Below are 24,207 nucleotides of genomic sequence, written 5' to 3'. Positions count from 1 at the left end.
GACCCGCGCCGCCGGAGCTCCGATCAAGAAGTTCCCGAGCGTGCCTCGGTTGTCTCCTGAGTCCTCACCGACCGGGTACCCGCCCGACGAGGACTCGGGAGCCGCTCCGGAGGTCCGGTCCTCAGGAGTTCAGGTACGTCAGGACGGCCAGAACGCGCCGGTGGTCCCCGTCGCTCGGGGTCAGCCCGAGCTTCAGGAAGATGTTGCTGACGTGCTTCTCCACGGCCCCGTCGCTGACCACCAGCTGCTTGGCGATGGCCGAGTTCGTACGCCCCTCGGCCATCAGCCCGAGCACCTCGCGCTCGCGCGGGGTCAGCCCCGCCAGCACGTCCTGCTTGCGGCTGCGGCCGAGCAACTGCGCCACCACCTCCGGGTCCAGCGCCGTACCGCCCCCGGCCACCCGCACCACCGCGTCCACGAACTCGCGCACCTCGGCGACCCGGTCCTTGAGCAGATAGCCCACGCCCCGGCTGGAACCGGCCAGCAGCTCGGTGGCGTAGCGCTCCTCCACGTACTGCGACAGCACCAGCACCCCGAGCCCCGGATGCGTCTTCCGCAGCCGTACGGCCGCCCGTACGCCCTCGTCGGTGTGCGTCGGCGGCATCCGTACGTCCGCCACGACCACGTCGGGCAGTGTGCCCTGGGCCTCCAGGTCGGCGACGGTCTTCAGCAGCGCCTCCGCGTCCCCGACGCCGGCCACGACATCGTGCCCGCGGTCGGTCAGCAACCGGGTCAGGCCCTCCCTGAGCAGCACTGAATCCTCGGCGATGACCACCCGCACCCTGTCCTCCACGATCTCCCGGCCCCCCATGCCCCTGCCCGCTCCTCTACGACGCCGTCCGTACGGAGACCCCAGCATTCCAGCATTCGGTCCGCGCCGCCCGCCCCACCGGCACAACGGCGCCCTCCGGGGGGTGGAGGGCGTCCGGGCGCGGTGGGTTCGGGATCCTTTGCATGCGTTGTGCCGGCCGGGTGGGGGAGGGGCGCACAGGGGCCGCCGGGCCGGTGGCCCAGGCGGGGGCCTGCCGCGACACTCCCGGACCGGCCGGCCGGCGACCTCGGGTGGGCCGGCGGACTGGCACCGCCTTCGCCGTCGGCCCCTCCTCCGGCAGACGGCCGGCAGCCCGTGTGAGCGCACCCCGCGTGCCTTCGCGGGTGTACGACGGCGATCCGGGTCAGGGCCGCCAGGGCAGTTCCGCGATCACCCGGGTCGGGCCGCCTGCCGGGGAGTCGACCACGAGGACGCCGTCCACCGCGTCCAGCCGTCCGGCGAGGCCGGCCAGGCCCGAGCCGCGGGAGACGTCCACGCCGCCCACCCCGTCGTCGGTCACCTGCAGCATCAGCCGGTCCTCCGTGCGCCACACGTCCACCGACGCGGACCGGGCCCCGCTGTGCTTGCTGATGTTCTGCAGCAGCTCGGAGACGGTGAAGTAGGCGATGCCCTCGATGGCAGGCGCCGGGCGGGCCGGCAGATCGACCTCGACCCGTACCGGCACCGGGCAGCGGGAGGCGACCGAGGACAGCGCGGCGTCCAGACCACGGTCGGTCAGCACGGCCGGATGGATGCCGCGGGCGAGATCGCGCAGCTCCTGCAGTGCCGTCTTCACCTCGCCGTGCGCGTCGTTCACCATCCGCGCCGCCGCCTGCGGATCCTCCTGGAGCTTCTCCTTGGCCAGCCCCAGGTCCATGGCCAGGTTGACCAGCCGGGCCTGGGCGCCGTCGTGCAGGTCACGCTCGATGCGCCGCAGGTCGGCGGCGGCCGCGTCGACCACGACCCCGCGGTCCGACTCCAGCTCCACCACCCGCGCCGACAGCGGCGACGGACCGAGCAGCCCCCGCACCAGCAGCCCGTCCACCGTCGTCAGGGCTCGTACGATCCACGGCGTGGCCAGCGTGAACAGCAGGCCGACCAGCGCGGTCACGGTGATCTCGAACGGGTTGTCGAGATAGACCCTGTGGTGTTCGTCGCCGTACAGCTGCAGCCCGCCCTGGCCGCCGTACATCGGGAAGACCCAGAACCACAGCGGGTAGGTCAGCAGCGACCAGCCGGCCGTCCACAGGCTCACCGCCACCGAGAACGAGAACACCGCCCAGGGGAACTGCACCAGCGCGTACAGCAGGTTCCGCCAGGAGGTGCCGCTCTTGAGCACCGCGCCCATCCACGCCAGCGCCCCGGGCCTGCGCATCCGCAGCGGCTCCGGCTCGGCCACGTCCAGCCGCAGCAGCCCGCGCGCCCGTGCCCGCTCCAGCGCGCCGAAGCCGCGGCAGCCGGCGAGTGCCGCCGCGAGCACCGGGATGCCGAGGAAGGTCACCAGCAGGCCCGCGCCGAGCGATGCCATGGTGACCGTCCAGGTGAACAACACGATGGAAAGGGGCAGGCTCAGCAGGACGTAGCCGAGCTCACGCCGGCTGCGCGCCTCGAACGGCGCCCGTAGCGCGGCGGGCAGGCGGAAGCCGGTTCCGGCGGGGTGTCCGTCCTCCCGCCCGTAGCCGTGTCCGTACTCCGTGGCCATCGATTCCGTCCTGTTCTCTTCGTCCTGCGGCGGTTCCGCCGTGTCTCCAGAGTCGTGCGCCGAGGGGGCGCCGGGCCATGGAGTCCGTCGGCGTCTTGGGGCGGGGGTTTTCCCCACCCCGGCTTCCGGCGGTGCGGCCGTTGGGAGGGGTTCGCCGAGGGGGGGGGCGCCGGGGGTGCGCCGGGGGTGTGGGGGCTCTGTCGTCGACAGGCTGTACGTACGTCGTGGCTGCTCGCCCGGTTCCCCGCGCCCCTGGGGGAGCCGCTGCACTCGGACGGGAGCCGTAGCCGTCGGCTACTCCGCGCGGCCCCGCCAGGGCAGCTCTGCCGTGATCACCGTCGGCCCGCCGGGCGGGGAGTCGAGGACGAACAGGCCGTCCACCGCGCCCAGCCGTTCCGCGAGACCCCGCATCCCGGTGCCGCCCTCCAGCCGGGCGCCGCCACGGCCGTCGTCCCGGACCTGGATGAGCAGCCGGTCCTCCGTGCGCCACACGTCCACCGACGCGGACCGGGCCCCGCTGTGCTTGCTGATGTTCTGCAGCAGCTCGGAGACGGTGAAGTAGGCGATGCCCTCGATGGCAGGCGCCGGACGGTCCGGCAGCTCCACGGTCACCTTCACCGGCACCGTGCAGCGCGTGGCGACCGAGGACAGGGCCGCGTCCAGGCCCCGGTCCGTGAGCACGGCCGGATGGATGCCGCGGGCGAGGTCGCGCAGCTCCTGGAGGGCCAGCTTCACCTCGCCGTGCGCCTCCTCCACCATCGCCGCCGCCGAGTCGGGATCCTCCAGCAGCTTCTCCTTGGCCAGCCCGAGCCCCATGGCCAGGTTGACCAGCCGGGCCTGGGCGCCGTCGTGCAGGTCACGCTCGATGCGCCGCAGGTCGGCGGCGGCCGTGTCGACCACGACCCCGCGGTCCGACTCCAGCTCGGCGATACGGCGTTCCAGCTCGTCCGACGGCGACAGCAGTCCGCGCACCATGAAACGGTCCACGTTCGCCAGCCCCCGCGCCACGTACGGAAGCACCGGCCACAGCACGAACAGCGAGGTCAGCACGGTGCAGAAGGTGAGGATGCCCCACGGCAGCCGGATCGCGTCGTAGAGCAGCGTCCGCCAGCCCACCGGGTCCTTCAACGCCATCCACAGTCGCTGCGTCAGCGCGCCGGTGCGGGCGAGCGGCATCGGTGTCGGCTCCTCCACCCGCACCCCGAGCAGCCACCGGGCGCGGGCCCGCTCGAACTTTCCCAGCTGCCGGGCGCCCAGCAGACTCAGCGCCAGCAGCGGAAGGCCGACGACGGTGATCGTCAGGGACCCGCCGACGGACAGCGCGGTGATCGCGTAGACGAAGCCGAACACCGCCACCGGCAGGTTCAGCAGGAGATGCAGGACCTCCTTCCACGTGTGCGTGTCGTACGCCGGCCGGATCGGCGGCAGCCGGTCGGTGCCGTCGGCCACCCGGCCGTCGGCGGAGCTGGTAGCGGTCATGCCGGTCAGCCTGCCGTGCACGGAGCCCCCCGCGCCATGCGGTACGCCGCCCTCCGCCGCCGGGGGAAATCCCCACCCCGCACACCTCACCTGTCTCACACCGTGACGGGCTGCTTACCCGCCCTTTAACAGGGCCTAGACTCCGGTGCGTACAGATCGTCGAATCACGTTGCATCACAGAGTTCACCAACTCACAGACTCACGAGTCCACCGACTCGCGAGTTCATCGATTCACCAAGGTCACGAGGTCAGGGAGCGAGGTCGGACGGTGCGGGAGACGTTGGGGGACTCGACGGTCGCCGCGGCGAACGTCATCGCGGTCGGCTATTTCCGGTCCTACTCGGTGGTCGGACTGCTCGGGCTCGTCGGCGTGCTGTTCGTCGCGGTCGCCTTCGGCGCCGGCCGCCTGCTGCGCCCGGTCGTGCCGACTCCGGAGAAACTGCTGACCTACGAGTGCGGCGTCGACCCCGTCGGCGAGGGCTGGGCCCACACCCAGGTCCGCTACTACGTCTACGCCTTCCTGTACGTGATCTTCGCGGTCGACTCGATCTTCCTGTTCCCCTGGGCCACGGTCTTCGCCGCCCCCGGTTACGGCGCGACGACCCTGGTGGAGATGTTCGTCTTCCTCGGCTTCCTCGCCGTGGGCCTGCTGTACGCATACAAGAAGGGCGTCCTGGCATGGACGTGACCCCGGATCCTGTTTACCTGCCGGAGCCCAGGAGGCTCGGCGCCCTGGCCCGCCTGGCCCCCGAGCCGATGAAGGTGGTCCTCAACTGGGGCCGCCGCTACTCCCTCTGGGTCTTCAACTTCGGCCTCGCCTGCTGCGCGATCGAGTTCATCGCCGCGTCGATGGCCCGCCATGACTTCATCCGCCTCGGCGTGATCCCGTTCGCACCGGGGCCCCGCCAGGCCGACCTGATGGTCGTGTCGGGCACGGTCACGGACAAGATGGCCCCGGCCGTGAAGCGCCTGTACGAGCAGATGCCCGAGCCGAAGTACGTCATCTCCTTCGGCGCCTGCTCCAACTGCGGCGGCCCCTACTGGGACTCGTACTCGGTGACGAAGGGCGTCGACCAGATCATCCCGGTGGACGTGTACGTCCCCGGCTGCCCGCCGCGCCCCGAGGCGCTGCTCCAGGGCATCCTCAAGCTGCAGGAGAAGATCGCCCGCGAGTCGCTGGGGGAGCGGTACGGCACCGGTTCCGCCCAGCCGTCCGCGGCCGCCCTGACCAGCGGCCTGGTGCAGCCCCCGGCGCCCACCGCGGCCGAGGGGGACGCCCGATGAACACCGTCGGCTGGCTGCCCGCCCCGGTCGAGGGCCTCTTCGGCGCCGAGGCGGTGGCCGAGGAGTCGTACGAGGTCCTGACGGTCGACGTCCCGCCGTCCTCCTGGCTCACCGCCCTGGAGACAGCCCGTACGACCCTGGGCTGCACCTACTTCGACTGGCTGAGCGCGGTCGACGAACCGGGCACGGGCTTCCGTGTCTCGGCCCACGTCGTCGCCCTCGCCCCGGTCCGCCGTCTCCTCGTCCGCACGACCGTCCCGCACGAGGCGCCGACGCTGCCGTCCGCCGTCGGCGTCTACGCGGGAGCCGCATGGCACGAGCGCGAGACCCATGAGATGTTCGGCGTCCGCTTCGAGGGCCATCCGTCGCTGGAACACCTTCTCCTCCCCGAGAACTTCGAGGGCCACCCGCTCCGCAAGGACTTCGTCCTCGCCGCCCGCGTCGCCAAGGCGTGGCCGGGCGCGAAGGAGCCGGGCGAATCCGCTGCGGCTCACGGCTCCGCCGCGGGCGGCGCCCCGAAGCGCCGCCAGATGCTGCCCCCCGGCGTGCCGGACCCGAATGAATGGGGCCCGCTGAAGGGCCAGCTTCCCCCTGCGCCGGCCCGCCCGGCCCGTGCGGCGGCGGCGGGGCGCGCGGCGGCCGAGCGTCCGGCCCGCGCGGCGGGAGACCGTCCGGTACGACGCACCCGCACGACGGCGGAGGGCTCCGCGAGCCAACAGGGAGAGACTCCTGCTGGTGCCGGTGCCGGTGCCGGTGCCGGTGCTGGTGCCTCTGATGCCATTGGGGCTGCTGGTGCCGGGCCACGGCGGATGCGCAGTGCGAGCGAAGGCTCGGTGAGCCAGACCGGGGCGCCCGCGCCGAAGGACGCGGCCGAGCAGAAGCAGGCAGCCGCCGAGGGCGACGCGCCCCGCGCAGCGACTGCCGAAGGCCCGGCGGCCGAGGCGTCCGTGGCCCACGAGCCCGGCCCCGCGCCGGCCCGCCCGCGCCGCGCCCGCAGCGCCTCGGAGGGCTCGGCCTCACAGCGGCCCGGAACACCGGAGCCGACGGCACCGGTTTCGGGCGAGTCGGCAGCACCGGTTTCGGGTGAGGTGGCGGGCCCCGTTTCGGGTGAGGTGGCTGCACCGGCTTCCGGGGAGCCGGTGGCACCGGTTTCGGATGAGCTGGCGGGTGCGGTTTCGGGTGAGTCGGCGGCAGCGACTTCTGGTGAGCCGACGGGTCCGGTTTCGGGTGAGCCGGCGGCTCCGCCTTCGGGGAGGGCGACTGCACCGGACAGCGCGGCTCGCCCCGCCCGCAGGAGCAAGGCCCCGCGCAGCTCGGACGCCCCTTGGCACCACGCCCGGCCGGCCTTCGACGAACCGACGGAGTCGGAGCGGACGCCTGGGGAGGCCGAGACGGCTCCCGCGGAAGCCGAGCAACCTCCTGGCGAGCCCGAGCGGACCACCACCGAGGGAGCCAACCGGACCCCTGCGGAGCCGGAGCGGACATCTGCGGAGCCTCAGCGCCCCTCTGCCGAGCCCGAGCCCACCCCTGCGGAGGCCGCGCATGCCCCCGCGGAACCGGAGCTGACCCCTACGGCGCGCGAGCGGACGCATGCGGAGGCCGAGCGTGCCCCCGCGGAACCGGAGCCGGCCGCCGTCGACACGGAGCCGATCCCCGCGGAACCGGAGCCGACCCCTGCGGAACCCGGCCCCGCCCCGCGCCGACCCGGACGGCCCGTCGCGGGTGACGACCCCGCCACCCGCGACGACCGTGCCGCCCCCACCGCCGCCGGCACCTCCGACAACCGCAAACCCGTCACCCCAGACACCCCAGACACACCCGACGATCCCCACCGCACAGGAGGCCCGCAGTGAACGGCGCGCTGGACGTCGCCCTGCGACTCCTCGTCGTGTTCGTCGTCTTCCTCACCTTCCCGCTGATCATCGGCCAGACCGAACACAAGGTGATGGCCCACATGCAGGGCCGGCTCGGCCCGATGTACGCGGGCGGCTTCCACGGCTGGGCCCAGCTCATCGCAGACGGCGTGAAGTTCGCGCAGAAGGAGGACGTGGTCCCGGCCGGCGCCGACCGCCGCGTCTTCCAGCTCGCCCCCGCCGTCGCCCTGCTGCCGTACCTCCTCGTCCTGCTCGCCATCCCGATCGGTCCGAGCGAGGGCGCGGTCGGCCAGGTCATCGACGCGGGCGTGTTCTTCGTACTCGCGGTGATGGGCATCGGCGTGCTCGGCTCGCTCATGGCCGGCTGGGCCAGCGCGAACAAGTTCTCCCTGCTCGGCGGCCTGCGCACGGCCGCCCAGCTGCTCGCCTACGAACTCCCCATGCTGCTCGCCGCGGCCTCGGTCGCCATGGCGGCGGGCACTGTCTCGCTGCCCGGCATCCTGCACGGCTTCCACTGGTGGTGGGTGCCCTGGCAGATCGTCGGCGCGGTCGTCTTCTTCGTCGCCGGCCTCGCCGAACTGCAGCGCCCGCCGTTCGACATGCCCGTCGCCGACTCCGAGATCATCTTCGGCGCGTACACCGAGTACACCGGACTGCGGTTCGCCCTCTTCCTCCTCGCCGAGTACGCCGGGATCGTCGTCCTGTGCGGCCTGACCACCGTCCTGTTCCTGGGCGGCTGGCACGGCCCCTGGGGCCACGACGGCCTGGGCTGGCTGTGGACCCTGCTGAAGACCGCGATCCTCGCCTTCCTCGTCATCTGGCTCCGCGTGACCTACCCGCGGCTGCGCGAGGACCAGCTCCAGAAGCTCTCCTGGACCCTCCTCGTCCCCCTCTCCCTCGCCCAGATCGCCCTCACCGGCATCGTCAAGGTGGTGATCAGCTAACCATGGCCCCCATTCCTGGCAGTGGCCTCGCCAAGGGCCTGGCCGTCACCCTCCGCACGATGACCCGGAAGACGGTCACCGAGCAGTACCCGGACGCCCTGCCCGAACTGCCGCCCCGCACCCGCGGCGTGATCGGCCTGTTCGAGGAGAACTGCACGGTCTGCATGCTCTGCGCCCGCGAGTGCCCGGACTGGTGCATCTACATCGACTCCCACAAGGAGACGGTCCCGCCGGCCGCCCCCGGTGGCCGCGAGCGCAGCCGCAACGTCCTCGACCGGTTCGCCATCGACTTCTCCCTGTGCATGTACTGCGGTATCTGCATCGAGGTCTGTCCTTTCGACGCGCTGTTCTGGTCCCCGGAGTTCGAGTACGCCGAGACCGACATCCGGGACCTCACCCACGAGCGGGACAAGCTCCGCGAGTGGATGTGGACCGTCCCGGCCCCGCCCGCCCTCGACCCCGCGGCCGAGGAGCCCAAGGAGATCGCCGCCGCCCGCAAGACCGCCGAGAAGCTGGCGGCCGCGCAGGCCGAGCCGGGGGAGGGCGACTCATGAGCCTCGCCGCAGCCACCGCCACGGTGACCGCCTCCGGCACCCACGGCTTCCTGTCCCCGACCGGCGTCGAGATCGCCTTCCTCCTCGTCGGCCTGGTCACCTTCGGCGCCGCGCTCGTCACCGTCACCACCCGCCAGCTGGTGCACGCCGCCCTGTGGCTGGTGGTCGCCCTCGGCGGCCTCGCCGTGGAGTACCTGCTGCTCACGGCCGAGTTCATCGCCTGGGTACAGGTCCTGATCTACGTCGGTTCCGTCGTCGTCCTCCTCCTGTTCGGGCTGATGCTCACCAAGGCGCCCATCGGCCGCTCACCGGACGCCGACTCCGGCAACCGCTGGGCCGCCCTGGCCGTCGCGGTCGCCGCCGCCGTCGCCCTGGTGTGGGTGGTCGTCGACGCCTTCCGCACCACCTGGATCGACCTGGACGGCCCGGCCGCCGGCACCACCCGGGTCACCGGCGAGAGCCTGTTCCGGACCTGGGTGCTGCCCTTCGAGGCCCTGTCCGTGCTGCTCCTCGCGGCCCTGGTCGGCGCGATCGTCCTGTCCCGCAAGGCGAAGGCGGACGCCACCCCCGCGGCCACCGCGGACACCACCGGCGAGAAGGAAGGCGCCCGCTGATGCACCTCGCCTACCCGGCCGTACTCTCCGCCCTCCTCTTCTGCACCGGCCTGTACGGCGTCCTCGCCCGCCGCAACGCCATCCTGGTCCTGATGTCGGTCGAGCTGATGCTCAACGCCGTCAACCTCAACCTGGTCGCCTTCGACGTCTGGCTCAGCCGGGCCGCGAAGGAGACCCTGCACTCCGGCCAGGCGCTGACCCTGTTCACCATCGCCATCGCCGCCGCCGAGATCGGCATCGGCCTGGCGATCGTGCTCGCCGTCTACCGGAACCGCGGCACCTCCGACATCGACAAGCTCCGCGACACCGCCGAGGGCCCCGGCACCGAGGGACCGGGCTCCTCGGCGGCCGAGAAGGCTGAGGCCACCGCGTGACCACGACCACCCTCGCCGTACTCGTCCCCCTCCTGCCGTTCCTCGGCGCCGCGACCGGACTGCTGCTCGGCCGCACCGCGCCCGGGTTCGTCCGCCCGCTGGCCGTCCTGCCGCCGCTGGCCTCGCTCGTGCTGGCCGCACTGGTCGCCGTGCGTCAGGGCGGTGACCGGGCCATCGACGCCCACACCGGGCTGACGCCCACCGGTTCGGTCCCCATCGAGCTGGCGCTGCACATCGACGGCTTCGCCGCGCTCGTCGCGATCCTGGTCGCGTTCGTCGCCGCCTGCGTGCAGATCTACTCGACGGGCTATCTGCGCGACGACCCGCGCTACCCCTCGTACGCCGCTCTGGTCTCCCTGTTCACCTCCGCGATGCTCCTGGTCGTCTACTCCGGCGACCTGATCGTGCTGCTGGTCGGCTGGGAAGTCATGGGCATCTGCTCCTACTTCCTGGTCGGCCACTACTGGGAGACCCCGGAGGCCCGCGCCGCCTCCCTGAAGGCCTTCCTGGTCACCAAGCTCGGCGACGTGCCGTTCCTGATCGGCCTGTTCGCGCTTGCCACCGACGCCGGCTCCTTCCGCATCACCCGCGTCCTCGGCGCCGTCGCGAGCGGCAACCTGCACCACCCGACCCTCATCGCCCTGCTGCTCCTCGCGGGTGTCGCGGGCAAGTCGGCGCAGTTCCCGCTGCACACCTGGTTGCCGGACGCGATGGCGGGACCCACGCCCGTCTCGGCGCTCATCCACGCCGCGACGATGGTCGCCGCCGGTGTCTACTTCATCGCCCGTCTCCTTCCGGTGTTCGAGGCCTCCCAGGCCGCGATGATCGTGCTGGCCGTCATGGCCGCCGTGACCATGACCGGCTCGGGTCTCGCCGCGCTCGCCCAGGACGACATCAAGCGGGTCCTCGCGTACTCGACGATCGGCCAGCTCGGCTATATGACCGGCGCCCTCGCCGTCGGCGACCGCGGTGCCGCCGTCTTCCACCTCCTGTCCCACGGCGCCTTCAAGGCGCTGCTCTTCCTCGCCGCCGGCGTGATCATCCACGCCGCCGGCACCAACTCGCTGGCCGCCATGTCCCGCATGCACGGCCTGCGCGACCGGGTCCCGGACGCCTACTGGACGATGACCGTGGCCCTGCTCGCGCTCGCCGCGATCCCGCCGTTCAGCGGCTTCTTCTCCAAGGAGTCGGTCCTCGGCGCCGCCGAGCACGTCGCCACCGGGAGCACCGGGCACGCGCCCGTCACCGCCGGCTGGATCGTCCTCGTCGCCGGTCTGCTCACCGCCCTGCTGACCGCCGCCTACGCGACCCGGCTGTGGCTGCTGGCCTTCCGTGGCCGGGGCGCCGAGGCCCCCGACCACGGCCGCCAGCCGCTGACGATGACCGTGGTGCTCTGGGTGCTCGCCGCGCCGTCGCTGGCCTTCGGCGGGCTCGCCTACCGCTCGCTGCCCGGCTGGTTCGACGGCCGTGACCTGACCCCGACCCTGCTCACCTCCATCCTCGGCACGGGCCTCGCCCTGGTCGGCGGGCTGCTCACCTACGGCGCCTGGCAGCGCACCACGCAACTCACCGCCCGCTTCCCGCTGGGCGCGGTCGCCGCCCACCCCGAGGGCGACGCCGGACTGGTCGAGGCCGAGGCCATCGCCACCCACGAGCCGGCCTACGGCGACATCGCTCACGCCCCCGACCCGGCGGACCCCGGCCGGCTGCTGCTCGGCCCGCTGCACCGGCCCGCAGCCGCCGGCTTCCACCTGGACGCCGTGTACACGGCGCTGTTCGTCCGCCCGGTCCAGGCCGGAGCGAGCCTCGTCCGGTTCCTCGACCGCGAGGTCGTCGACACCTACGTACGCGGCGCCGCCGCCCTGCCCGGGTGGCTCGGGGCCGCCGTACGGCGGGCGCAGACCGGCAATGTGCAGACCTATGTGAGCGCGCTGCTCGCCGGCACCGTCGTCCTGGCGGTCGCCGTCGTCCTCGTCGCCACGGGAGCGTGAGCAGGCGTGATCGATATCAATGAGTCCGTGATGCAGTTCCTTCTGGCGTTCGTCGTCGTCGGCCCGCTCCTCGGCGCCGTCGCCGCCCTCCTCCCGGCCCCGCCCGGACTGAAGGGGAAGTCACCCGAGCAGGCCGTGCTGCGCCACGGCGTGACCGTGACCGGCGTGATCCTCATCGCCGCGATCGTCCTCGCGCTCGGCTTCGACCACGACCATGCGTCGAAGATGCAGGCCACGACCGACATCAGCTGGATCCCCGCGCTCGACGTGCGGATCCACCTCGGCATCGACGGCATCTCCCTCCCCCTTGTCGTCCTGACCGCGCTGCTGACCTTCCTGTGCGCGCTGTACTCCTACTTCAACCCGCCCAAGGGCCCGTCCCCGAAGGCGTTCGTCGCGCTGCTGCTCCTGCTCGAGTCCGGCACCCTCGCGACCTTCGCCGTCCTCGATCTGCTGCTGTTCTTCCTCGCGTTCGAGATGGTGCTCATCCCGATGTACTTCCTCATCGCCCGCTGGGGCGGCGAGGGCCGGGCCCGGGCCGCGTGGAAGTTCATCCTGTTCACGCTGCTCGGCTCCGTCGTCATGCTGCTCGGCCTGCTCCTGATCGGAATCAAGGCGGGCACGTTCGACATGGTGGCACTCGCCACTGACAACGGCCGGTCACTGACCGCATCCGTGCAGGTCATCGCCGTACTGGCGATCGGGATCGGGCTCGCGGTCAAGACGCCGATGTGGCCGTTGCACAGCTGGCTGCCCGATGCCCACACCGCCGCGCCGACCGTCGGCTCGGTCCTGCTGGCCGGTGTCCTGCTGAAGATGGGTACGTACGGGTTCGTGCGGATCCTGTTGCCGATCGCTCCCCATGGCTTCCACACCTTCGCGCCGTACCTCGCCGCGTTCGCCGTCGTCGGGATCATCTACGGGTCCCTGGCCTGCCTGGCCCTGGCCAAGCGGGGCGCCAAGGGCGATCTCAAGCGGCTGATCGCCTACTCGTCCGTCGGCCACATGGGCTTCGTCCTGCTGGGCATCGCCACCATGACCCCGACCGGCGTGAACGGCGCCCTCTTCGCCAACATCGCCCACGGCCTCATCACCGGCCTGCTCTTCTTCCTGGTCGGCGGGCTGAAGGACCGTACGGGCACGACCGACCTCGACGCCCTGGCCGAGGAGAGCGGCGCCGCGCTGTACGGCAAGGCCCCGCGGCTCGGCGGCCTGCTCGCCTTCGGCGCCGTCGCCTCGCTCGGCCTGCCCGGCCTCGCCGGGTTCTGGGGCGAGATGCTGGCCCTGTTCGGCGCGTTCAGGCCCGCCGCCGGCCTCAGCCGGCCGGCGTTCCTCACGTTCATGGCGATCGGCGCGTTCGGCACCCTGCTGACCGCCGCATACATGCTGATCGTGGTCCGCCGCGTCTGCATGGGCGGCGTGGAGACGGAGGTCCCGAAGCTCGCCGACGTCCACGGCTACGAGTTCGCCGCCTGGACCCCGCTCGTCGCCCTCACCGTCGTCGCCGGACTGTGGCCGAGGGCGCTGCTCGGTCTCACCGACCCGGCCGTGCACCAGCTCCTCGCAGGAGGCACCCGATGAGCGCCCAGCCCCTCGCCGAGTCGCTGGTCCAGTCCGTCGACTGGCTCGCCGTCGCCCCGCCGGTCATCGCCGCCGCGGTGGGACTCGCCGTCCTGGTCGCCGACCTGTTCCTGCCCGAGGCCCGCAAGGCCGTCCTCGGCTGGGTCTCGGTCGCCGGGCTGGCCGTGGCCGCGCTGATGCTGCTGCCCCTCCTGGACGGCGACCGCAGCACCTTCTGCCTGAACGGCCCCACGCGCGCGTGCAGCTACACCGCCGACCACTTCACGCTCGTCATCCAGTTCCTCGTGCTCGGCGGCGCCCTGCTCGCTGCGCTGCTGTCGGTCACGAACCTCAGGGACGACCAGCGGCGCGTCCCGCCGGGCGAGTTCTGGTTCCTGCTGCTGTCCTCCGCGGCCGGCGCAGCCCTGCTGCCCGCCTCCCGCGACCTGGCCACCCTGATCGTCGCCCTGGAGGTCGCCTCCCTGCCCGCCTTCGCCCTCGTCGGCATCCGGCACGGCGACAAGCGGTCCTCCGAAGCCGCCCTGAAGTTCTTCCTGTCCTCGGTGACGGCCACCGCGGTCAGTCTGATGGGCATCAGCTTCGTCTACGCCTCCACGGGCACCCTCTACCTCACCCAGGTCGCCCAGCGCCTGCCGCACGTCGGCGGACAACTGCACACGCTCGCCCAGACAGGTGTCGTCCTCACCCTGATCGGCTTCGCCTTCAAGACGGCTGCCGTCCCGTTCCACTTCTGGGTGCCCGACACCTATGTCGGCGCGCCGCTGCCCGTCGCCGCCTACCTGTCGGTCGTCGGCAAGGCGGTCGGCTTCTCCGGCCTGATCCTCGTCACCGTCATCGCGTTCCCGTCGTACGCCGACATCTGGGGCCCCGCGCTCGCCGTGCTGGCCGGCCTCACCATGACCGTCGGCAACGTCGGCGCCCTGCGCCAGCAGGCCACGCGCGCGTACAGCGCCGTACGGCTGCTCGCCTGGTCCTCCGTCGGCCAGGCCGGATACCTGCTGGTGCCGATCGCCGCCGCCGGCTACGCCAAGGATCCGCAGAAGGCGATCGGCTCCACGGTGGCCTACGCACTGATGTACGCCGCCGTGAACCTCGGCGCGTTCGCAGTGGCCGCCCTGGTGGGCCGTAGCCGGGCCCTGAACCGGATCAGCGACTACCGCGGCCTGTACGCCACCAATCCGCTGACGGCCCTCCTCCTGGCGTTCTTCCTGCTGTGCCTGGCCGGGCTGCCGCCGGGCGTCATCGGGCTGTTCGCAAAGGTCACCGTGTTCTCGGCGGCCGTCGACGCGGGCCTCGGCTGGCTCGCCGTCCTCATGGCCGTCAACGTGGTGATCGCCCTCTTCTACTACCTGCAGTGGACGGCCCTGCTGTTCCGCGCCCCCGAGGGCGAACCCGCCCGGCACCTCGTCCCGGCCCCCCTCACGGCCGCCCTCACCCTCACCGGCGTACTCGGCGTCGCCCTTTCCGGAGCACCCCAGCTGGTCCTCCGCTTCGCGGCCGGCGCCCTCTTCTGAGAAGCCGTCACCCGAGCGCCCGTCTGCGCCCCCACGCGCGCGTGGAGCAACGTCCGGCATCCCCTGGGAGCCCGTGTACGAGGGGCAGGAGCTGTCGGCGCTCACCGCCGCCGCACGTTCCGCGCTGGGCGTGATCTGCCTGGTCCCGGGCGAGGAGGACCGCTCCGGTCTGACACCGCTGGGCGAGGGGCTGTTGCCGGTCCGCGCCGCACCACCAGCTCGCAGTACGCCCGGCGGGCAACGTTCGCCCCTGTGGGAGATGACACGGCTTCCCCCGACCGGTCGCCGGTCCCGGCCCCGACACACCCTCACCACTGCGCCCTGTCTGGTTCGGCCTCGATGATCACCGCGGGCGCCTGCGAGCGTGCCCTGGTCATCGGGGCGGCCGCCGTCGTCCTGGAGCCGGGCGGACGTACGGCCCCGGGGCGGTGCTCCACATGGACCTGAGCAGCGACAGCGACGGAGCCGACTTCATCACCATCCCTGACGATGCGGGGAGGAGACGTCACCGCACGGGCCGTGCAGAGCATGACGGAGCCCGCCCGGAGTGTGGCCGACACCGTGGGCTGGGCCCGGAAGACATCGACGCGTCGGTCGGCCACCGGGCCAACCGCGCCTCCTCCTCAAGGCCGTGTCGAAACGGCTCGGCCCGGCCCCCGAGCGGCGGGCTCACCCGGGCGTCGGCCGCGGTCACCCGGAGTGCCGCGGAGCCCTTGCACACAGGACCCGCGAGCCCTTCCAGCCGTGTCCGCGCTCCCACGCGCGCGTGCCGCCGGCCGCCTCACCCGTACGGCGGAGGCACGGCACCGCCCGCACCAGGGAACTCGCGCCGACCGCCTGGCGTTGAGCAGTACAGGAGGATCCACTGGACCTGAGGGTTCCCTGCTGCACGACTTGGAGGGCGTACGGTGCACCGCCGGCACAACGGGCTCAGGACCGCAGTACTCCTCGGGGGACTGTCCGCACTCATCATCGTCATCGGCAGCTTCTTCGGCCGTGCCGGTCTGGTCATCGCGGTCCTGATCGCCCTCGGCACGAACGCGTACGCGTACTGGAACAGCGACAAGCTGGCCCTTCGCGCGATGCGCGCCCGCCCGGTCAGCGAGTTCGAGGCCCCGGCGCTGTACCGGATGGTCCGCGAGCTGTCCACGCAGGCCCGTCAGCCCATGCCCCGGCTCTACATCTCCCCGACGGAGGCCCCCAACGCCTTCGCGACCGGCCGCAATCCGCGCAACGCGGCCGTGTGCTGCACCGAGGGCATCCTGCGCCTGCTGGACGAGCGCGAACTGCGAGGCGTGATCGGCCACGAGCTCAGTCACGTCTACAACCGGGACATCCTCATCTCCTCGGTGGCCGGCGCGCTCGCCTCGGTGATCATGTTCCTGGTGAACTTCGCCTGGCTCATCCCGGTCGGCCGCTCGGACGACGACGACGGCCCCGGCCTGCTCGGCATGCTCCTGATCATGATCCTGGGCCCGCTCGCCGCCTCCCTCATCCAGCTGGCCATCAGCCGCTCCCGCGAGTACGAGGCGGACGCCTCCGGCGCTCAGCTCACCGGTGACCCGCTGGCCCTCGCCAGTGCCCTGCGCAAGCTGGAGGCCGGCGCCCAGCAGCTCCCGCTGCCGCCCGAGCCCCGCATCGAGACCGCCAGCCACATGATGATCGCGAACCCCTTCCGCGCAGGCCAGGGACTGACCAAGATGTTCTCCACGCACCCGCCCATGGCGGACCGCATCGCCCGGCTCGAGAAGATGGCAGGTCGCTACCGGTGAAGACCATCCTGAACCTCATCTGGCTCATCCTGAGCGGCTTCTGGTTGTTCCTCTGCTATCTCCTCGCCGGCGTCCTGCTCTGCGTCACGATCATCGGAATCCCCTTCGGCATAGCCGCGTTCCGCATCGGCGTCTACGCCCTGTGGCCCTTCGGGTACACCACGGTCGAGCGCCGCGACGCGGGCGCCCCCTCCTGCATGGGCAACGTCCTGTGGCTGGTCCTGGCCGGCTGGTGGCTGGCGCTCGCGCACATCGCCACCGGTATCGCGCTGTGCCTCACGATCATCGGCATCCCGTTCGGCATCGCCAACTTCAAGCTGATCCCGGTCTCCCTGCTGCCACTGGGGCGCGAAATCGTCCCCACAGACCAGCCCTTCGCGGCCCGCTGAGCCGGCCGGCGGAAGCCGGACGCCGGATACGCGTGCGGCAGCGGGCGCACTGACGGCGCGTCGCCCGCCGCGCCGCCGAGCCCTTCGCCGCACGCCCGCCAGCGCCCCCGGCAGATGGCCGTCCCGGGTCATGGCGAGCGTCGAACGGGACACGCCCAGGATCAGCGCGGGAAGTGAGCCGAGCACCCGGAAGGGGCCCAGCCGTTCCCGCCCGTAGACGTACGTGCCGCCGGAGGCGGATAGCGGGCGGCGAGACGGGCCGAGGGCATGGTGTTGCAGTAGGCCAGCACGGTGGCGAGGGCCAGTCCGGGCAGCAGTCCCGACCCGGCGGCGTGCGCGGCGGGCCCCCGGGCGGAGAAGACGCCGGCTCCGATCATCGAGCCGACGGCAACCGTGGGTGGCCCTGTGACGTCCTCTTCATCGACACGGCACGAACACGCGCGCGTGGACAACGGTCCGCACCGGACTCTCAGCAGCCGGACAGGGCGGACACAGCGCGGAAGGGCAGGTTCACGGCATGGGCATCATCGCTTGGATCATCCTGGGACTGCTGGCCGGAGCCATCGCCAAGATCCTCCTGCCGGGCCGCGACCCGGGCGGCTTCATCGGTACGACCCTGATCGGCATCGCGGGCGCGTTCATCGGCGGCTGGATCTCCGCCCGCTGGCTGCACCACCCGGTCAGCAAGAGCTTCTTCGACGGCGCCACCTGGGCCGCGGCCATCGGAGGCTCCCTGGTGCTGCTGATCGCCTACCGCATCCTGTTCGGCAACTCCCGGGACTGAGCGCGGCATCGGCGGCACGGGAGGGTGGGCACCGCTCGGGGGTGCCCACCTCTTACGGCCTCTTACCGGTAGTTGACGAACTGCAGCGCGAAGTCGAAGTCCTTGCCCTTCAGCAGCGCGATCACGGCCTGCAGATCGTCCCGGCTCTTGGAGGAGACGCGCAGCTCGTCGCCCTGGACCTGGGCCTTCACGCCCTTGGGGCCCTCGTCGCGGATGATCTTCGCCACCTTCTTCGCGTTCTCCTGGGAGATGCCCTCCTCGATCGACGCGAAGATCTTGTACTCCTTGCCGGACAGCTGGGGCTCGCCCGCGTCCAGCGCCTTCAGCGAGATGCCGCGCTTGATCAGCTTGGACTGGAAGACGTCGAGGACTGCCTTCACCCGGTCCTCGGAGTTCGCCTCCATGAGGATCTTGTCACCGGACCACGAGATCGAGGCGCCCACGCCCTTGAAGTCGTAGCGCTGCGAGATCTCCTTGGCGGCCTGGTTGAGGGCGTTGTCGACCTCCTGCCGCTCGACCTTCGAGACGATGTCGAAACTGGAGTCGGCCATGTCCTGTGGCTCCTTGTATCGGGTGCATATGGGGTGCATAACGGGTGCGTGCCGGCGTGCGCGGCGACGGCCGCCGGGCCCGGCGTGGCGCCGGGCCGCATCCGCACCAGCCTAGCCACCCCACGAGCCGGGGAGTGGAGATCAATCGGGTGGCGAAGCACCCCTGTGTATCGGGTATTGTTTACGTCGTCGCCGGAGAGCACCGCCGAAAAGCGGTTCGATCTGGTGGTCAACCCGGCGGTGTGCCCGAGCGGCCAAAGGGAGCAGACTGTAAATCTGCCGGCTCAGCCTTCCCAGGTTCGAATCCTGGCGCCGCCACACGGGAACGAGAGCCCCGTGATCTGCGAGAGCAGATCGCGGGGCTCTTGTCGTTTCCGTGGCGGCCCTGCTGGCCGGCGCCTAGTTGATGTCCCTCTTCAGGTTTTCGATCACGAAGCTGTTGTCCTGGCTGTCGTAGATCGTGTGGGGGTGGAGGAGCGGCTCGACCAGGGGTACCGGGCCCGGGAGGACGGAGACCGGGACGCGCTTGGTGCTGATCAGGTCGAGTGTGTCGGAGCCGTCGGCCGCGTGCGCCGGTGCGGCTGCCATCAGCAGGGCGCCGGCCGCGGCGGCAGCGGCGAGGATGCGGGGGATGGTTTTCATGACCTGTGCAACGACCGGATCGCTCCGGTGTCACCGGACAGACCGTATCTGACCTCTCGCAGCGAAGGTTGAGCAACCAGTCCAGATCTGGCCGAACAACGCATCGCGAGTGGGGGAATACGCCATTCTGGGCGCTATGCAAAGCATCGAGACGGCTCAGCGTCGGCTTGCGGCTCGGGAAGCGTCGCTGGCCAAAGCCCGAGAGCGGCTGGCACACAGCAAGCCAGGGAGCCCGGCCCACCGACGTGCCAGTCTGGACGTTGAGCAGTTGGAGCGCGCGGTGCGCAGCCGGCAGGCTCACTTGGCCGAGCTCACGGCGGACGCAGACGGCTAGCCGAGCGTAAGGGCCCGCATGGCGCTCAGGCTTCGGTGAGAATGCTCAACCTTCGCTGCGACAGAGCAGTATCCGCTGGTCGCGCTTTTCGGACTCTTCACTAGAATCGAACGTGTGAACGATGACCGTCCGCTGACGCGTCTCGACATGCTGCGCTTCGCCCGCCGCGTCGTCGAACATCAGGCCGCGAGGCAGCTTGCCCTGATGGACCGGTGGATCGCGGACGAAGAGCGCAGGGAGGCCGAACGGCAGCGCCGCATCACGACCGGGCAGGCCGCACCGGAGTGGCTGATCGAGCGCGGCCTGAACGGCCGCCGTGCGGTGTACGTCCACGTCGGTGGCTGTGCGGGCGCCGGCGGGCGGACCAAGGGAGCCGGCCGGGACCAGGCGGTACGCGCGCTCACCGAAGGGGGTGTCCCCGCGTGCCCGCTGTGCCGCCCCGACACCGTGCTGGGGATTCTGGAATGACCGGTCCGGGTGCGGGTCCGGGTGGTCCGGACGATGCTGGAGGCATGGCCGGGAAGCGCCCCATCATCGTGCACCTGCCGTCCCCGACCGGCGGGCGCCGGGTCCGGGTGGACGGCGAGATCCTCGGCCTGGCGCACAGCGTGCGGGACCTGGTGGAGTTCCTGCGCCGGGCGGGGCTGGAGATCGAGCCGGAGCAGGTGGCCGACTCACCGCTGATCGACTGGCGTGGAGTGGGACCCGACCGCTGGGAAGCCGAGACCCGCACCTGACGCGGTGTCGCCTCCACGTTCCTGTGGGCACACTGACGGCATGTCCTTCCCTCGCAGAACCTGTCCCGCGTGCCGCCGCGAGATCGCTGTCGTCGCCGGCCGCTTCGCGCGGCACGACCCGCCCGGGGCACGGCAGAGCGGGGAACTGGTCTCCTGTGCCGGATCACGGCGGCAGGCACAACCAGGAGCGCTCCAGCCGACGTTGGACGGCTACGCCGTACCGGACTTTCCCGGGCAGCTGCCTCTGTTCTGAGTGAGGGCGGCAATCGTTCAACGGCCGGTGGCCGGGCTCAGTTCCCCGCCACCGACTTCACCGCGACCGACACCGGTGTCGATCCGCTGATCAGCTCCAGCGTCAGGCCGGTTGTCGCCGGGGTGTCCACCAACTCCGCGAGGACGGCCGCCACGTCGTCCCGTGGGATCGCGCCGCGCCCGGTGTGCGCCTCCATCCGGACCAGTCCGGTGCCCGCGTCGTCCGTCAGCGAGCCGGGGCGCAGGATCGTCCAGTCCAGGGCCTCCTGGCGGGTGACGTACGCGTCCGCCTCGCCCTTGGCGCGCAGGTACGCGTCGAAGACGTCGTCGCCCTGGTGCGTGGGATCCGCACCCATCGAGGACACCACCAGGAAGCGGCGCACGCCCACGCGGACGGCCGCGTCCGCGAACAGCACCGCCGCGCCCCTGTCCACCGTCTGCTTGCGTTCCGTGCCGCTGCCCGGGCCCGCGCCCGCCGCGAAGACCGCCGCGTCGGCGCCCTGCAGATGCGCCGCGACCTCCTCGACCGAGGCTGACTCCAGGTCGAGCAGGACCGGTTCGGCACCGGCCGCCCGCAGATCGTCGCCCTGCTCAGCCTTGCGGATGATCCCCGCGACCTCGTCCCCGCGCGCGGAGAGCAGGCGCTCCAACCGCAGCGCAATCTGACCATGACCACCAGCGATGACAATGCGCATGAATCCGACCGTACGCCGGAAGGGGCGCATCTGCTGCACGAGTCAACCGGCGTGACCACTGCGCGCCGGGCTCACGCGCACTTGCCTGCGCCCCGCGTGCGCGCCGAACCGTGCGCCCGCGCCAGGCAGTCGGCGCCCCCTGGACGCGCCCTCCGACCCGCGTGCCCTCCGACCCGCGCGCCTCCGCCCGGCCTTCAGGACAGTTCGCCCCGCCCCTGCCGCGGCAGCCCCAGTTCTGCCGCGGCCGCCGAGTTGCAGTACTCGCGCACCGCGCTCGTGCGCGCCACCACCCGGCCCCGGTGCACCACGATCCGGCTGTAGGCCAGGGACAGGGCGCCGGCCAGACGGTCGCCGCGCACGGCCAGGAGCTCGGCGGGGAAACCGGCCTCCACGCGTACCTCCGGCAGCCCCAGCACCGCGCGCGCCGAGGCGCTCACGGCGTCGTAGGCGTCCTGTGGGCGCAGCCCGTGGGCGGAGGCGAGGAGGTAGGCCGCCTCCAGGGGGTCACCGCGGCCCACGGGGTTGGAGAGGTCGCGCAGGGCACCGCTGCCGGCTGCCACCCGCACCCCGGCCGCGCGCAGCAGCCGTACCGGAGCGACGCCCCGCCGGTCGGTGCCGCAGCAGCCGCCCTGGGGCAGGCACACGACCGTCACCCCGGCCGCCGCGAGTTGGTCGGCGGCGCGTGATGCGGCCTCGGCGGGCAGGCGCGCGAGACCGGCGCACGGCCCGATCGTCACGCCGGGGCGCAAGCCTCCCGCCATGGCCGCGAGCCGGGACAGGCGGGCCGGGTCGGAGGCGTCCGTGTGCAGGTCCACCGGGCAGCCTTGCTCGGAGGCCACCTCCAGGACCGCCTCCACATAGCCCGTGGGATCGGGGTCCAGGTCCGGACAGCCGCCCACCACGGAGGCGCCCATCTTGACCGCGTCGCGCAGCATCGCCAGCCCGTCGGCCCCCGCCACCCCGGTCAGCAGCCGTGGCATCGCCACCGCCGTCAGCTCCGCGAGCCCGTGCAGCGAGCGCCGCGCCTGAAGGACGGCGCCCAGTGCGCCGAGGCCCTGGACGTCGCCCACGCGTACGTGCGCGCGTGCCGCCGTGGCCCCGTGCCCGAGCTGCAGCAGAGCCGCCTCCGTCGCCCGGCGCTGGACGTCCTCGGGGGCGTACGACAGCGGTCCGGGGCGCTCGGCGGACAGCGCGGTGTCGCTGTGCGCGTGCGGTTCGGCCGGGGCCGGGAGGAGCAGGTATCCGTTCAGGTCCACGCGCGTGGCGCCCGTCCGGGCCGGACCCGGCGCCAGGCTGCCGGCCGTGCCCACCGCCTCGATGCGTCCGCCGCCCAGCCGTACGTCCACGGTCCGGCCGTCGGTGAGCCGCGCCCCGCACAGCAGCAGGGCAGCCGTGTCGGACTGGCCGGAGGATCCCGAGGAGTTCGACGGTGGGTGCGGCTGCGGCTGGCTGTCGGGCATCGCGCTCCTGGATCGGGGCCGGGGGCCGGGGCGGGCCGCGTGAGGCTTCGGGGATCGCGCACCCCAAGATCACGCAGAGTGAGTCGAGCCTAGGGTGGTGAGCCGCGCAGGGCGTGCAGGAGCGCAATAGTCGTACCGGTGTGGTCCGCCCTTGGCGGTACACGTGTCGCCCACACGTGTGGCCCCGGCCCGTCGCTGCCGACGAAGCCCACGCGCGCGTGGGCCGCACTTCACCCCGAGGCCCCCGCCCGTGCGACTCGTGAGGCCGCTGCGAGGGCGGGGATGGGGGCGGTCGTGGGCGGCCGGATACGGATTTGGGTGAACGGCGGCGGACCGTGTAATGTCTTCATCGCTCGCCCCAATAGCTCAGTCGGCAGAGCGTCTCCATGGTAAGGAGAAGGTCAACGGTTCGATTCCGTTTTGGGGCTCTGGTGCGAGAGGTTCCCGCCGAAAGGTGGGGTCCGATCGCATCTCAGCGGTGTAGCTCAGTCGGTAGAGCAAGCGGCTCATAATCGCTGTGTCACCGGTTCAAGTCCGGTCACCGCTACAGATAGTAGCCGATTGCGGGGTCGGTCCTTCGATCGGCTACTCTTCTTGCGTTGAATCAGTTCACCCGTTCGTCTTAGGAGCACTCACGTGGCTGCCACCGACGTCCGCCCGAAGATCACGCTGGCCTGCGTGGAGTGCAAGGAGCGGAACTACATCACCAAGAAGAACCGGCGTAACAACCCGGACCGTCTTGAGATGAAGAAGCACTGCCCGCGTTGCAACGCGCACACCGCGCACCGCGAAACGCGATAAATCAGGCTCGTACACGAGGCCGTCCCCTTCCGAGGGGGCGGCCTCGCGTCGTTTCCGGCTAGTTTTTGGGCCATCACAGCAATCATCAGGAGGTGCCGGGCCATGGCGCTCGACCAGTCCTTCGTAGGGCGGATCTACCCGCCCACCGAGCCCTATGAGGTGGGCCGGGAGAAGATCCGAGAGTTCGCCGAGGCGGTGGGCGAGACCAACCCGGTGTACACGGACTCCGAGGCCGCGAAGGCGTACGGACATCCCGATGTGATCGCCCCGCCGACCTTCGTGTTCTCCATCACTTTCCTGGCCGCGAGACAGGTCATCGAGGACCCGCAGCTCGGGCTCGACTACAGCCGCGTGGTGCACGGGGACCAGAAGTTCGCCTACCGCCGCCCGGTCCGCGCCGGCGACCGGCTCTCGGTCACCTCCACCATCGAGGGGATCAAGTCCCTCGCGGGCAACGACATCCTGGACATCCGTGGTGAGGTGCACGACGAGGCGGGCGAGCACGTCGTGACCGCCTGGACCAAGCTCGTGGCCCGCGCGGCCGGGGAGGCGTGAGGACCTGATGACGGCGAAGATCACGTACGCGGACGTCGAGGTCGGCACCGAGCTGCCGGCGCAGACCTTCCCCGTGACCCGTGCCACGCTCGTGCGCTACGCGGGCGCCTCCGGGGACTTCAACCCGATCCACTGGAACGAGAAGTTCGCCAAGGAGGTCGGCCTGCCGGACGTCATCGCGCACGGCATGTTCACCATGGCCGAGGCGATCCGCGTGGTCACGGACTGGACCGGGGACCCCGGCGCGGTCGTGGAGTACGGCGTGCGCTTCACCAAGCCCGTCGTCGTGCCGAACGACGAGCACGGTGCCCTGATCGAGGTCAGCGGCAAGGTCGCGGCCAAGCTGGACGACAACACCGTGCGCGTGGACCTGACGGCGACCAGCGGCGGCCAGAAGGTGCTGGGTATGTCCCGGGCGGTCGTACGCCTGGCCTGACGGCTCCGCCGACAGCAGTGTCGTAAGGGGCGCCCTCCCTTGCAGGGCGCCCCTTACTGCTCGCCGGCGGCGGGCTC

Annotated in this window: 27 protein-coding genes, 3 tRNA genes and 1 pseudogene; 22 read left to right on the top strand and 9 right to left on the bottom strand. The window is 71.7% G+C overall.

Going from position 1 to position 24,207, the window contains the following annotated elements; genetic code table 11:
* Positions 1 to 121: 121 nt before the first annotated feature.
* The 3 genes from ABZ624_RS26880 to ABZ624_RS26870 form a co-directional block, all read right to left on the bottom strand.
* A complete protein-coding gene (locus ABZ624_RS26880; RefSeq protein WP_360093986.1) occupies positions 122 to 811 on the bottom strand; it encodes a response regulator transcription factor in 690 nt (229 codons plus the stop codon).
* A gap of 364 nt (positions 812 to 1,175) precedes the next feature.
* Positions 1,176 to 2,513 (bottom strand): sensor domain-containing protein, encoded by a 1,338-nt coding sequence (locus tag ABZ624_RS26875; RefSeq protein ID WP_360093983.1) that lies wholly within the window; start codon positions 2,511 to 2,513, stop codon positions 1,176 to 1,178.
* A gap of 294 nt (positions 2,514 to 2,807) precedes the next feature.
* The gene (locus tag ABZ624_RS26870) at positions 2,808 to 3,992 is read right to left on the bottom strand and encodes a sensor domain-containing protein (protein ID WP_360093980.1); all 1,185 of its coding nucleotides are present in this window, start codon (positions 3,990 to 3,992) and stop codon (positions 2,808 to 2,810) included.
* Positions 3,993 to 4,260: 268 nt separating this feature from the next.
* On the opposite strand from ABZ624_RS26870, the gene ABZ624_RS26865 reads away from it, so the two are divergent.
* The 10 genes from ABZ624_RS26865 to ABZ624_RS26820 are packed head-to-tail and all read left to right on the top strand — an operon-like array spanning position 4,261 to position 14,722.
* On the top strand, positions 4,261 to 4,680 hold the full coding sequence (locus ABZ624_RS26865) for an NADH-quinone oxidoreductase subunit A (RefSeq protein WP_360093977.1): 420 nt from the start codon (positions 4,261 to 4,263) through the stop codon (positions 4,678 to 4,680).
* On the top strand, positions 4,671 to 5,276 hold the full coding sequence (locus tag ABZ624_RS26860; RefSeq protein ID WP_360093974.1) for an NADH-quinone oxidoreductase subunit B family protein: 606 nt from the start codon (positions 4,671 to 4,673) through the stop codon (positions 5,274 to 5,276). Before ABZ624_RS26865 ends, ABZ624_RS26860 begins: the two co-directional genes overlap by 10 nt.
* Positions 5,273 to 7,129 (top strand): NADH-quinone oxidoreductase subunit C, encoded by a 1,857-nt coding sequence (locus tag ABZ624_RS26855; RefSeq protein ID WP_360093971.1) that lies wholly within the window; start codon positions 5,273 to 5,275, stop codon positions 7,127 to 7,129. The genes ABZ624_RS26860 and ABZ624_RS26855 overlap by 4 nt, the downstream gene beginning before the upstream one ends.
* Positions 7,126 to 8,094 carry a complex I subunit 1 family protein gene (locus ABZ624_RS26850; RefSeq protein WP_360093968.1) on the top strand — a complete coding sequence of 323 codons (969 nt, stop codon included), beginning with the start codon at positions 7,126 to 7,128 and terminating at the stop codon, positions 8,092 to 8,094. The genes ABZ624_RS26855 and ABZ624_RS26850 overlap by 4 nt, the downstream gene beginning before the upstream one ends.
* 2 nt (positions 8,095 to 8,096) lie before the next feature.
* Complete coding sequence (locus tag ABZ624_RS26845; RefSeq protein WP_360093965.1) at positions 8,097 to 8,648, top strand: NADH-quinone oxidoreductase subunit I; 552 nt, start codon at positions 8,097 to 8,099, stop codon at positions 8,646 to 8,648.
* Entirely contained in the window at positions 8,645 to 9,262 is a 618-nt protein-coding gene (locus tag ABZ624_RS26840) for an NADH-quinone oxidoreductase subunit J (RefSeq protein ID WP_360093962.1), read from the top strand. Before ABZ624_RS26845 ends, ABZ624_RS26840 begins: the two co-directional genes overlap by 4 nt.
* Positions 9,262 to 9,636, top strand: a complete 375-nt coding sequence (gene nuoK / locus ABZ624_RS26835) for an NADH-quinone oxidoreductase subunit NuoK (protein WP_360093959.1) — start codon at positions 9,262 to 9,264, stop codon at positions 9,634 to 9,636. The genes ABZ624_RS26840 and nuoK overlap by 1 nt, the downstream gene beginning before the upstream one ends.
* The gene (locus ABZ624_RS26830; protein WP_360093956.1) at positions 9,633 to 11,627 is read left to right on the top strand and encodes an NADH-quinone oxidoreductase subunit L; all 1,995 of its coding nucleotides are present in this window, start codon (positions 9,633 to 9,635) and stop codon (positions 11,625 to 11,627) included. Before nuoK ends, ABZ624_RS26830 begins: the two co-directional genes overlap by 4 nt.
* A 6-nt stretch (positions 11,628 to 11,633) precedes the next feature.
* On the top strand, positions 11,634 to 13,208 hold the full coding sequence (locus ABZ624_RS26825; protein ID WP_360093953.1) for an NADH-quinone oxidoreductase subunit M: 1,575 nt from the start codon (positions 11,634 to 11,636) through the stop codon (positions 13,206 to 13,208).
* Positions 13,205 to 14,722, top strand: a complete 1,518-nt coding sequence (locus ABZ624_RS26820; protein ID WP_360093950.1) for an NADH-quinone oxidoreductase subunit N — start codon at positions 13,205 to 13,207, stop codon at positions 14,720 to 14,722. The genes ABZ624_RS26825 and ABZ624_RS26820 overlap by 4 nt, the downstream gene beginning before the upstream one ends.
* A 308-nt stretch (positions 14,723 to 15,030) precedes the next feature.
* Here the strand turns inward: ABZ624_RS26820 and ABZ624_RS26815 are convergent, their stop codons facing one another.
* Entirely contained in the window at positions 15,031 to 15,324 is a 294-nt protein-coding gene (locus ABZ624_RS26815; protein WP_360093947.1) for a hypothetical protein, read from the bottom strand.
* A gap of 306 nt (positions 15,325 to 15,630) precedes the next feature.
* On the opposite strand from ABZ624_RS26815, the gene htpX reads away from it, so the two are divergent.
* Positions 15,631 to 16,494 carry a zinc metalloprotease HtpX gene (gene htpX / locus ABZ624_RS26810; RefSeq protein WP_360093944.1) on the top strand — a complete coding sequence of 288 codons (864 nt, stop codon included), beginning with the start codon at positions 15,631 to 15,633 and terminating at the stop codon, positions 16,492 to 16,494.
* Positions 16,491 to 16,883 (top strand): YccF domain-containing protein, encoded by a 393-nt coding sequence (locus ABZ624_RS26805; protein ID WP_360093941.1) that lies wholly within the window; start codon positions 16,491 to 16,493, stop codon positions 16,881 to 16,883. The genes htpX and ABZ624_RS26805 overlap by 4 nt, the downstream gene beginning before the upstream one ends.
* 189 nt (positions 16,884 to 17,072) lie before the next feature.
* On the opposite strand, the pseudogene ABZ624_RS26800 reads toward ABZ624_RS26805, so the two are convergent.
* Positions 17,073 to 17,260, bottom strand: a pseudogene (locus ABZ624_RS26800) (amino acid permease); the annotation flags it as partial.
* A 140-nt stretch (positions 17,261 to 17,400) separates the two neighbouring features.
* On the opposite strand from ABZ624_RS26800, the gene ABZ624_RS26795 reads away from it, so the two are divergent.
* A complete protein-coding gene (locus tag ABZ624_RS26795; RefSeq protein WP_360093938.1) occupies positions 17,401 to 17,667 on the top strand; it encodes a GlsB/YeaQ/YmgE family stress response membrane protein in 267 nt (88 codons plus the stop codon).
* Positions 17,668 to 17,729: 62 nt separating this feature from the next.
* On the opposite strand, the gene ABZ624_RS26790 is transcribed toward ABZ624_RS26795, so the two are convergent.
* A complete protein-coding gene (locus tag ABZ624_RS26790) occupies positions 17,730 to 18,218 on the bottom strand; it encodes a YajQ family cyclic di-GMP-binding protein (RefSeq protein WP_019756392.1) in 489 nt (162 codons plus the stop codon).
* Positions 18,219 to 18,454: 236 nt separating this feature from the next.
* On the opposite strand from ABZ624_RS26790, the gene ABZ624_RS26785 reads away from it, so the two are divergent.
* Positions 18,455 to 18,536, top strand: a tRNA-Tyr gene (locus ABZ624_RS26785).
* A gap of 81 nt (positions 18,537 to 18,617) precedes the next feature.
* Here the strand turns inward: ABZ624_RS26785 and ABZ624_RS26780 are convergent.
* A complete protein-coding gene (locus ABZ624_RS26780) occupies positions 18,618 to 18,860 on the bottom strand; it encodes a hypothetical protein (protein ID WP_360093935.1) in 243 nt (80 codons plus the stop codon).
* A 448-nt stretch (positions 18,861 to 19,308) separates the two neighbouring features.
* On the opposite strand from ABZ624_RS26780, the gene ABZ624_RS26775 reads away from it, so the two are divergent.
* Genes ABZ624_RS26775 through ABZ624_RS26765 form a run of 3 tightly spaced genes read left to right on the top strand, consistent with a single transcriptional unit; the run spans position 19,309 to position 20,184 of the window.
* Positions 19,309 to 19,662 (top strand): DUF6233 domain-containing protein, encoded by a 354-nt coding sequence (locus ABZ624_RS26775; RefSeq protein WP_360093932.1) that lies wholly within the window; start codon positions 19,309 to 19,311, stop codon positions 19,660 to 19,662.
* Between the two features lie 44 nt (positions 19,663 to 19,706).
* Complete coding sequence (locus tag ABZ624_RS26770; protein WP_031167006.1) at positions 19,707 to 19,931, top strand: hypothetical protein; 225 nt, start codon at positions 19,707 to 19,709, stop codon at positions 19,929 to 19,931.
* A 40-nt stretch (positions 19,932 to 19,971) separates the two neighbouring features.
* Positions 19,972 to 20,184 carry a hypothetical protein gene (locus ABZ624_RS26765; RefSeq protein WP_360093929.1) on the top strand — a complete coding sequence of 71 codons (213 nt, stop codon included), beginning with the start codon at positions 19,972 to 19,974 and terminating at the stop codon, positions 20,182 to 20,184.
* A gap of 37 nt (positions 20,185 to 20,221) precedes the next feature.
* Here ABZ624_RS26765 and ABZ624_RS26760 read toward each other — a convergent pair whose 3' ends face one another.
* Together ABZ624_RS26760 and ABZ624_RS26755 are read right to left on the bottom strand one after the other, a co-directional pair.
* The gene (locus tag ABZ624_RS26760; protein WP_360093926.1) at positions 20,222 to 20,878 is read right to left on the bottom strand and encodes an SDR family oxidoreductase; all 657 of its coding nucleotides are present in this window, start codon (positions 20,876 to 20,878) and stop codon (positions 20,222 to 20,224) included.
* 194 nt (positions 20,879 to 21,072) lie between these two features.
* The gene (locus tag ABZ624_RS26755; protein WP_360093923.1) at positions 21,073 to 22,338 is read right to left on the bottom strand and encodes an amidohydrolase family protein; all 1,266 of its coding nucleotides are present in this window, start codon (positions 22,336 to 22,338) and stop codon (positions 21,073 to 21,075) included.
* A gap of 355 nt (positions 22,339 to 22,693) precedes the next feature.
* Between ABZ624_RS26755 and ABZ624_RS26750 the strand changes: the two genes are divergently transcribed.
* The 5 genes from ABZ624_RS26750 (at position 22,694) to ABZ624_RS26730 (ending at position 24,130) form a co-directional block, all read left to right on the top strand.
* Positions 22,694 to 22,766: transfer RNA gene (locus tag ABZ624_RS26750), tRNA-Thr, on the top strand.
* A 46-nt stretch (positions 22,767 to 22,812) separates the two neighbouring features.
* A tRNA-Met gene (locus tag ABZ624_RS26745) sits at positions 22,813 to 22,885 on the top strand.
* A gap of 89 nt (positions 22,886 to 22,974) precedes the next feature.
* The gene (gene rpmG, locus ABZ624_RS26740; RefSeq protein WP_003948671.1) at positions 22,975 to 23,139 is read left to right on the top strand and encodes a 50S ribosomal protein L33; all 165 of its coding nucleotides are present in this window, start codon (positions 22,975 to 22,977) and stop codon (positions 23,137 to 23,139) included.
* 102 nt (positions 23,140 to 23,241) lie between these two features.
* Complete coding sequence (locus ABZ624_RS26735; RefSeq protein WP_360093920.1) at positions 23,242 to 23,694, top strand: MaoC family dehydratase N-terminal domain-containing protein; 453 nt, start codon at positions 23,242 to 23,244, stop codon at positions 23,692 to 23,694.
* 7 nt (positions 23,695 to 23,701) lie between these two features.
* On the top strand, positions 23,702 to 24,130 hold the full coding sequence (locus ABZ624_RS26730) for a MaoC family dehydratase (RefSeq protein ID WP_360093917.1): 429 nt from the start codon (positions 23,702 to 23,704) through the stop codon (positions 24,128 to 24,130).
* The last annotated feature ends 77 nt before the right edge of the window (positions 24,131 to 24,207 follow it).

Source organism: Streptomyces sp. NPDC007205, from assembly GCF_040634095.1.
Taxonomy (GTDB): Bacteria; Actinomycetota; Actinomycetes; order Streptomycetales; family Streptomycetaceae; genus Streptomyces.
Note: the sequence above shows the minus strand (reverse complement) of the source record. Positions and strands in the feature narration are given on the sequence as shown.

Excerpts from the sequence above, each read along its gene's own strand:
- ABZ624_RS26880 (WP_360093986.1), bottom strand. The coding sequence starts at position 811 with ATGGGGGGCCGGGAGATCGTGGAGGACAGGGTGCGGGTGGTCATCGCC.
- ABZ624_RS26875 (WP_360093983.1), bottom strand. The coding sequence starts at position 2,513 with ATGGCCACGGAGTACGGACACGGCTACGGGCGGGAGGACGGACACCCC.
- ABZ624_RS26870 (WP_360093980.1), bottom strand. The coding sequence starts at position 3,992 with ATGACCGCTACCAGCTCCGCCGACGGCCGGGTGGCCGACGGCACCGAC.
- ABZ624_RS26860 (WP_360093974.1), top strand. The coding sequence starts at position 4,671 with ATGGACGTGACCCCGGATCCTGTTTACCTGCCGGAGCCCAGGAGGCTC.
- ABZ624_RS26855 (WP_360093971.1), top strand. The coding sequence starts at position 5,273 with ATGAACACCGTCGGCTGGCTGCCCGCCCCGGTCGAGGGCCTCTTCGGC.
- ABZ624_RS26845 (WP_360093965.1), top strand. The coding sequence starts at position 8,097 with ATGGCCCCCATTCCTGGCAGTGGCCTCGCCAAGGGCCTGGCCGTCACC.
- ABZ624_RS26840 (WP_360093962.1), top strand. The coding sequence starts at position 8,645 with ATGAGCCTCGCCGCAGCCACCGCCACGGTGACCGCCTCCGGCACCCAC.
- nuoK (WP_360093959.1), top strand. The coding sequence starts at position 9,262 with ATGCACCTCGCCTACCCGGCCGTACTCTCCGCCCTCCTCTTCTGCACC.
- ABZ624_RS26820 (WP_360093950.1), top strand. The coding sequence starts at position 13,205 with ATGAGCGCCCAGCCCCTCGCCGAGTCGCTGGTCCAGTCCGTCGACTGG.
- ABZ624_RS26795 (WP_360093938.1), top strand. The coding sequence starts at position 17,401 with ATGGGCATCATCGCTTGGATCATCCTGGGACTGCTGGCCGGAGCCATC.
- ABZ624_RS26790 (WP_019756392.1), bottom strand. The coding sequence starts at position 18,218 with ATGGCCGACTCCAGTTTCGACATCGTCTCGAAGGTCGAGCGGCAGGAG.
- ABZ624_RS26780 (WP_360093935.1), bottom strand. The coding sequence starts at position 18,860 with ATGAAAACCATCCCCCGCATCCTCGCCGCTGCCGCCGCGGCCGGCGCC.
- ABZ624_RS26770 (WP_031167006.1), top strand. The coding sequence starts at position 19,707 with ATGGCCGGGAAGCGCCCCATCATCGTGCACCTGCCGTCCCCGACCGGC.
- ABZ624_RS26765 (WP_360093929.1), top strand. The coding sequence starts at position 19,972 with ATGTCCTTCCCTCGCAGAACCTGTCCCGCGTGCCGCCGCGAGATCGCT.
- ABZ624_RS26760 (WP_360093926.1), bottom strand. The coding sequence starts at position 20,878 with ATGCGCATTGTCATCGCTGGTGGTCATGGTCAGATTGCGCTGCGGTTG.
- ABZ624_RS26755 (WP_360093923.1), bottom strand. The coding sequence starts at position 22,338 with ATGCCCGACAGCCAGCCGCAGCCGCACCCACCGTCGAACTCCTCGGGA.
- ABZ624_RS26735 (WP_360093920.1), top strand. The coding sequence starts at position 23,242 with ATGGCGCTCGACCAGTCCTTCGTAGGGCGGATCTACCCGCCCACCGAG.
- ABZ624_RS26730 (WP_360093917.1), top strand. The coding sequence starts at position 23,702 with ATGACGGCGAAGATCACGTACGCGGACGTCGAGGTCGGCACCGAGCTG.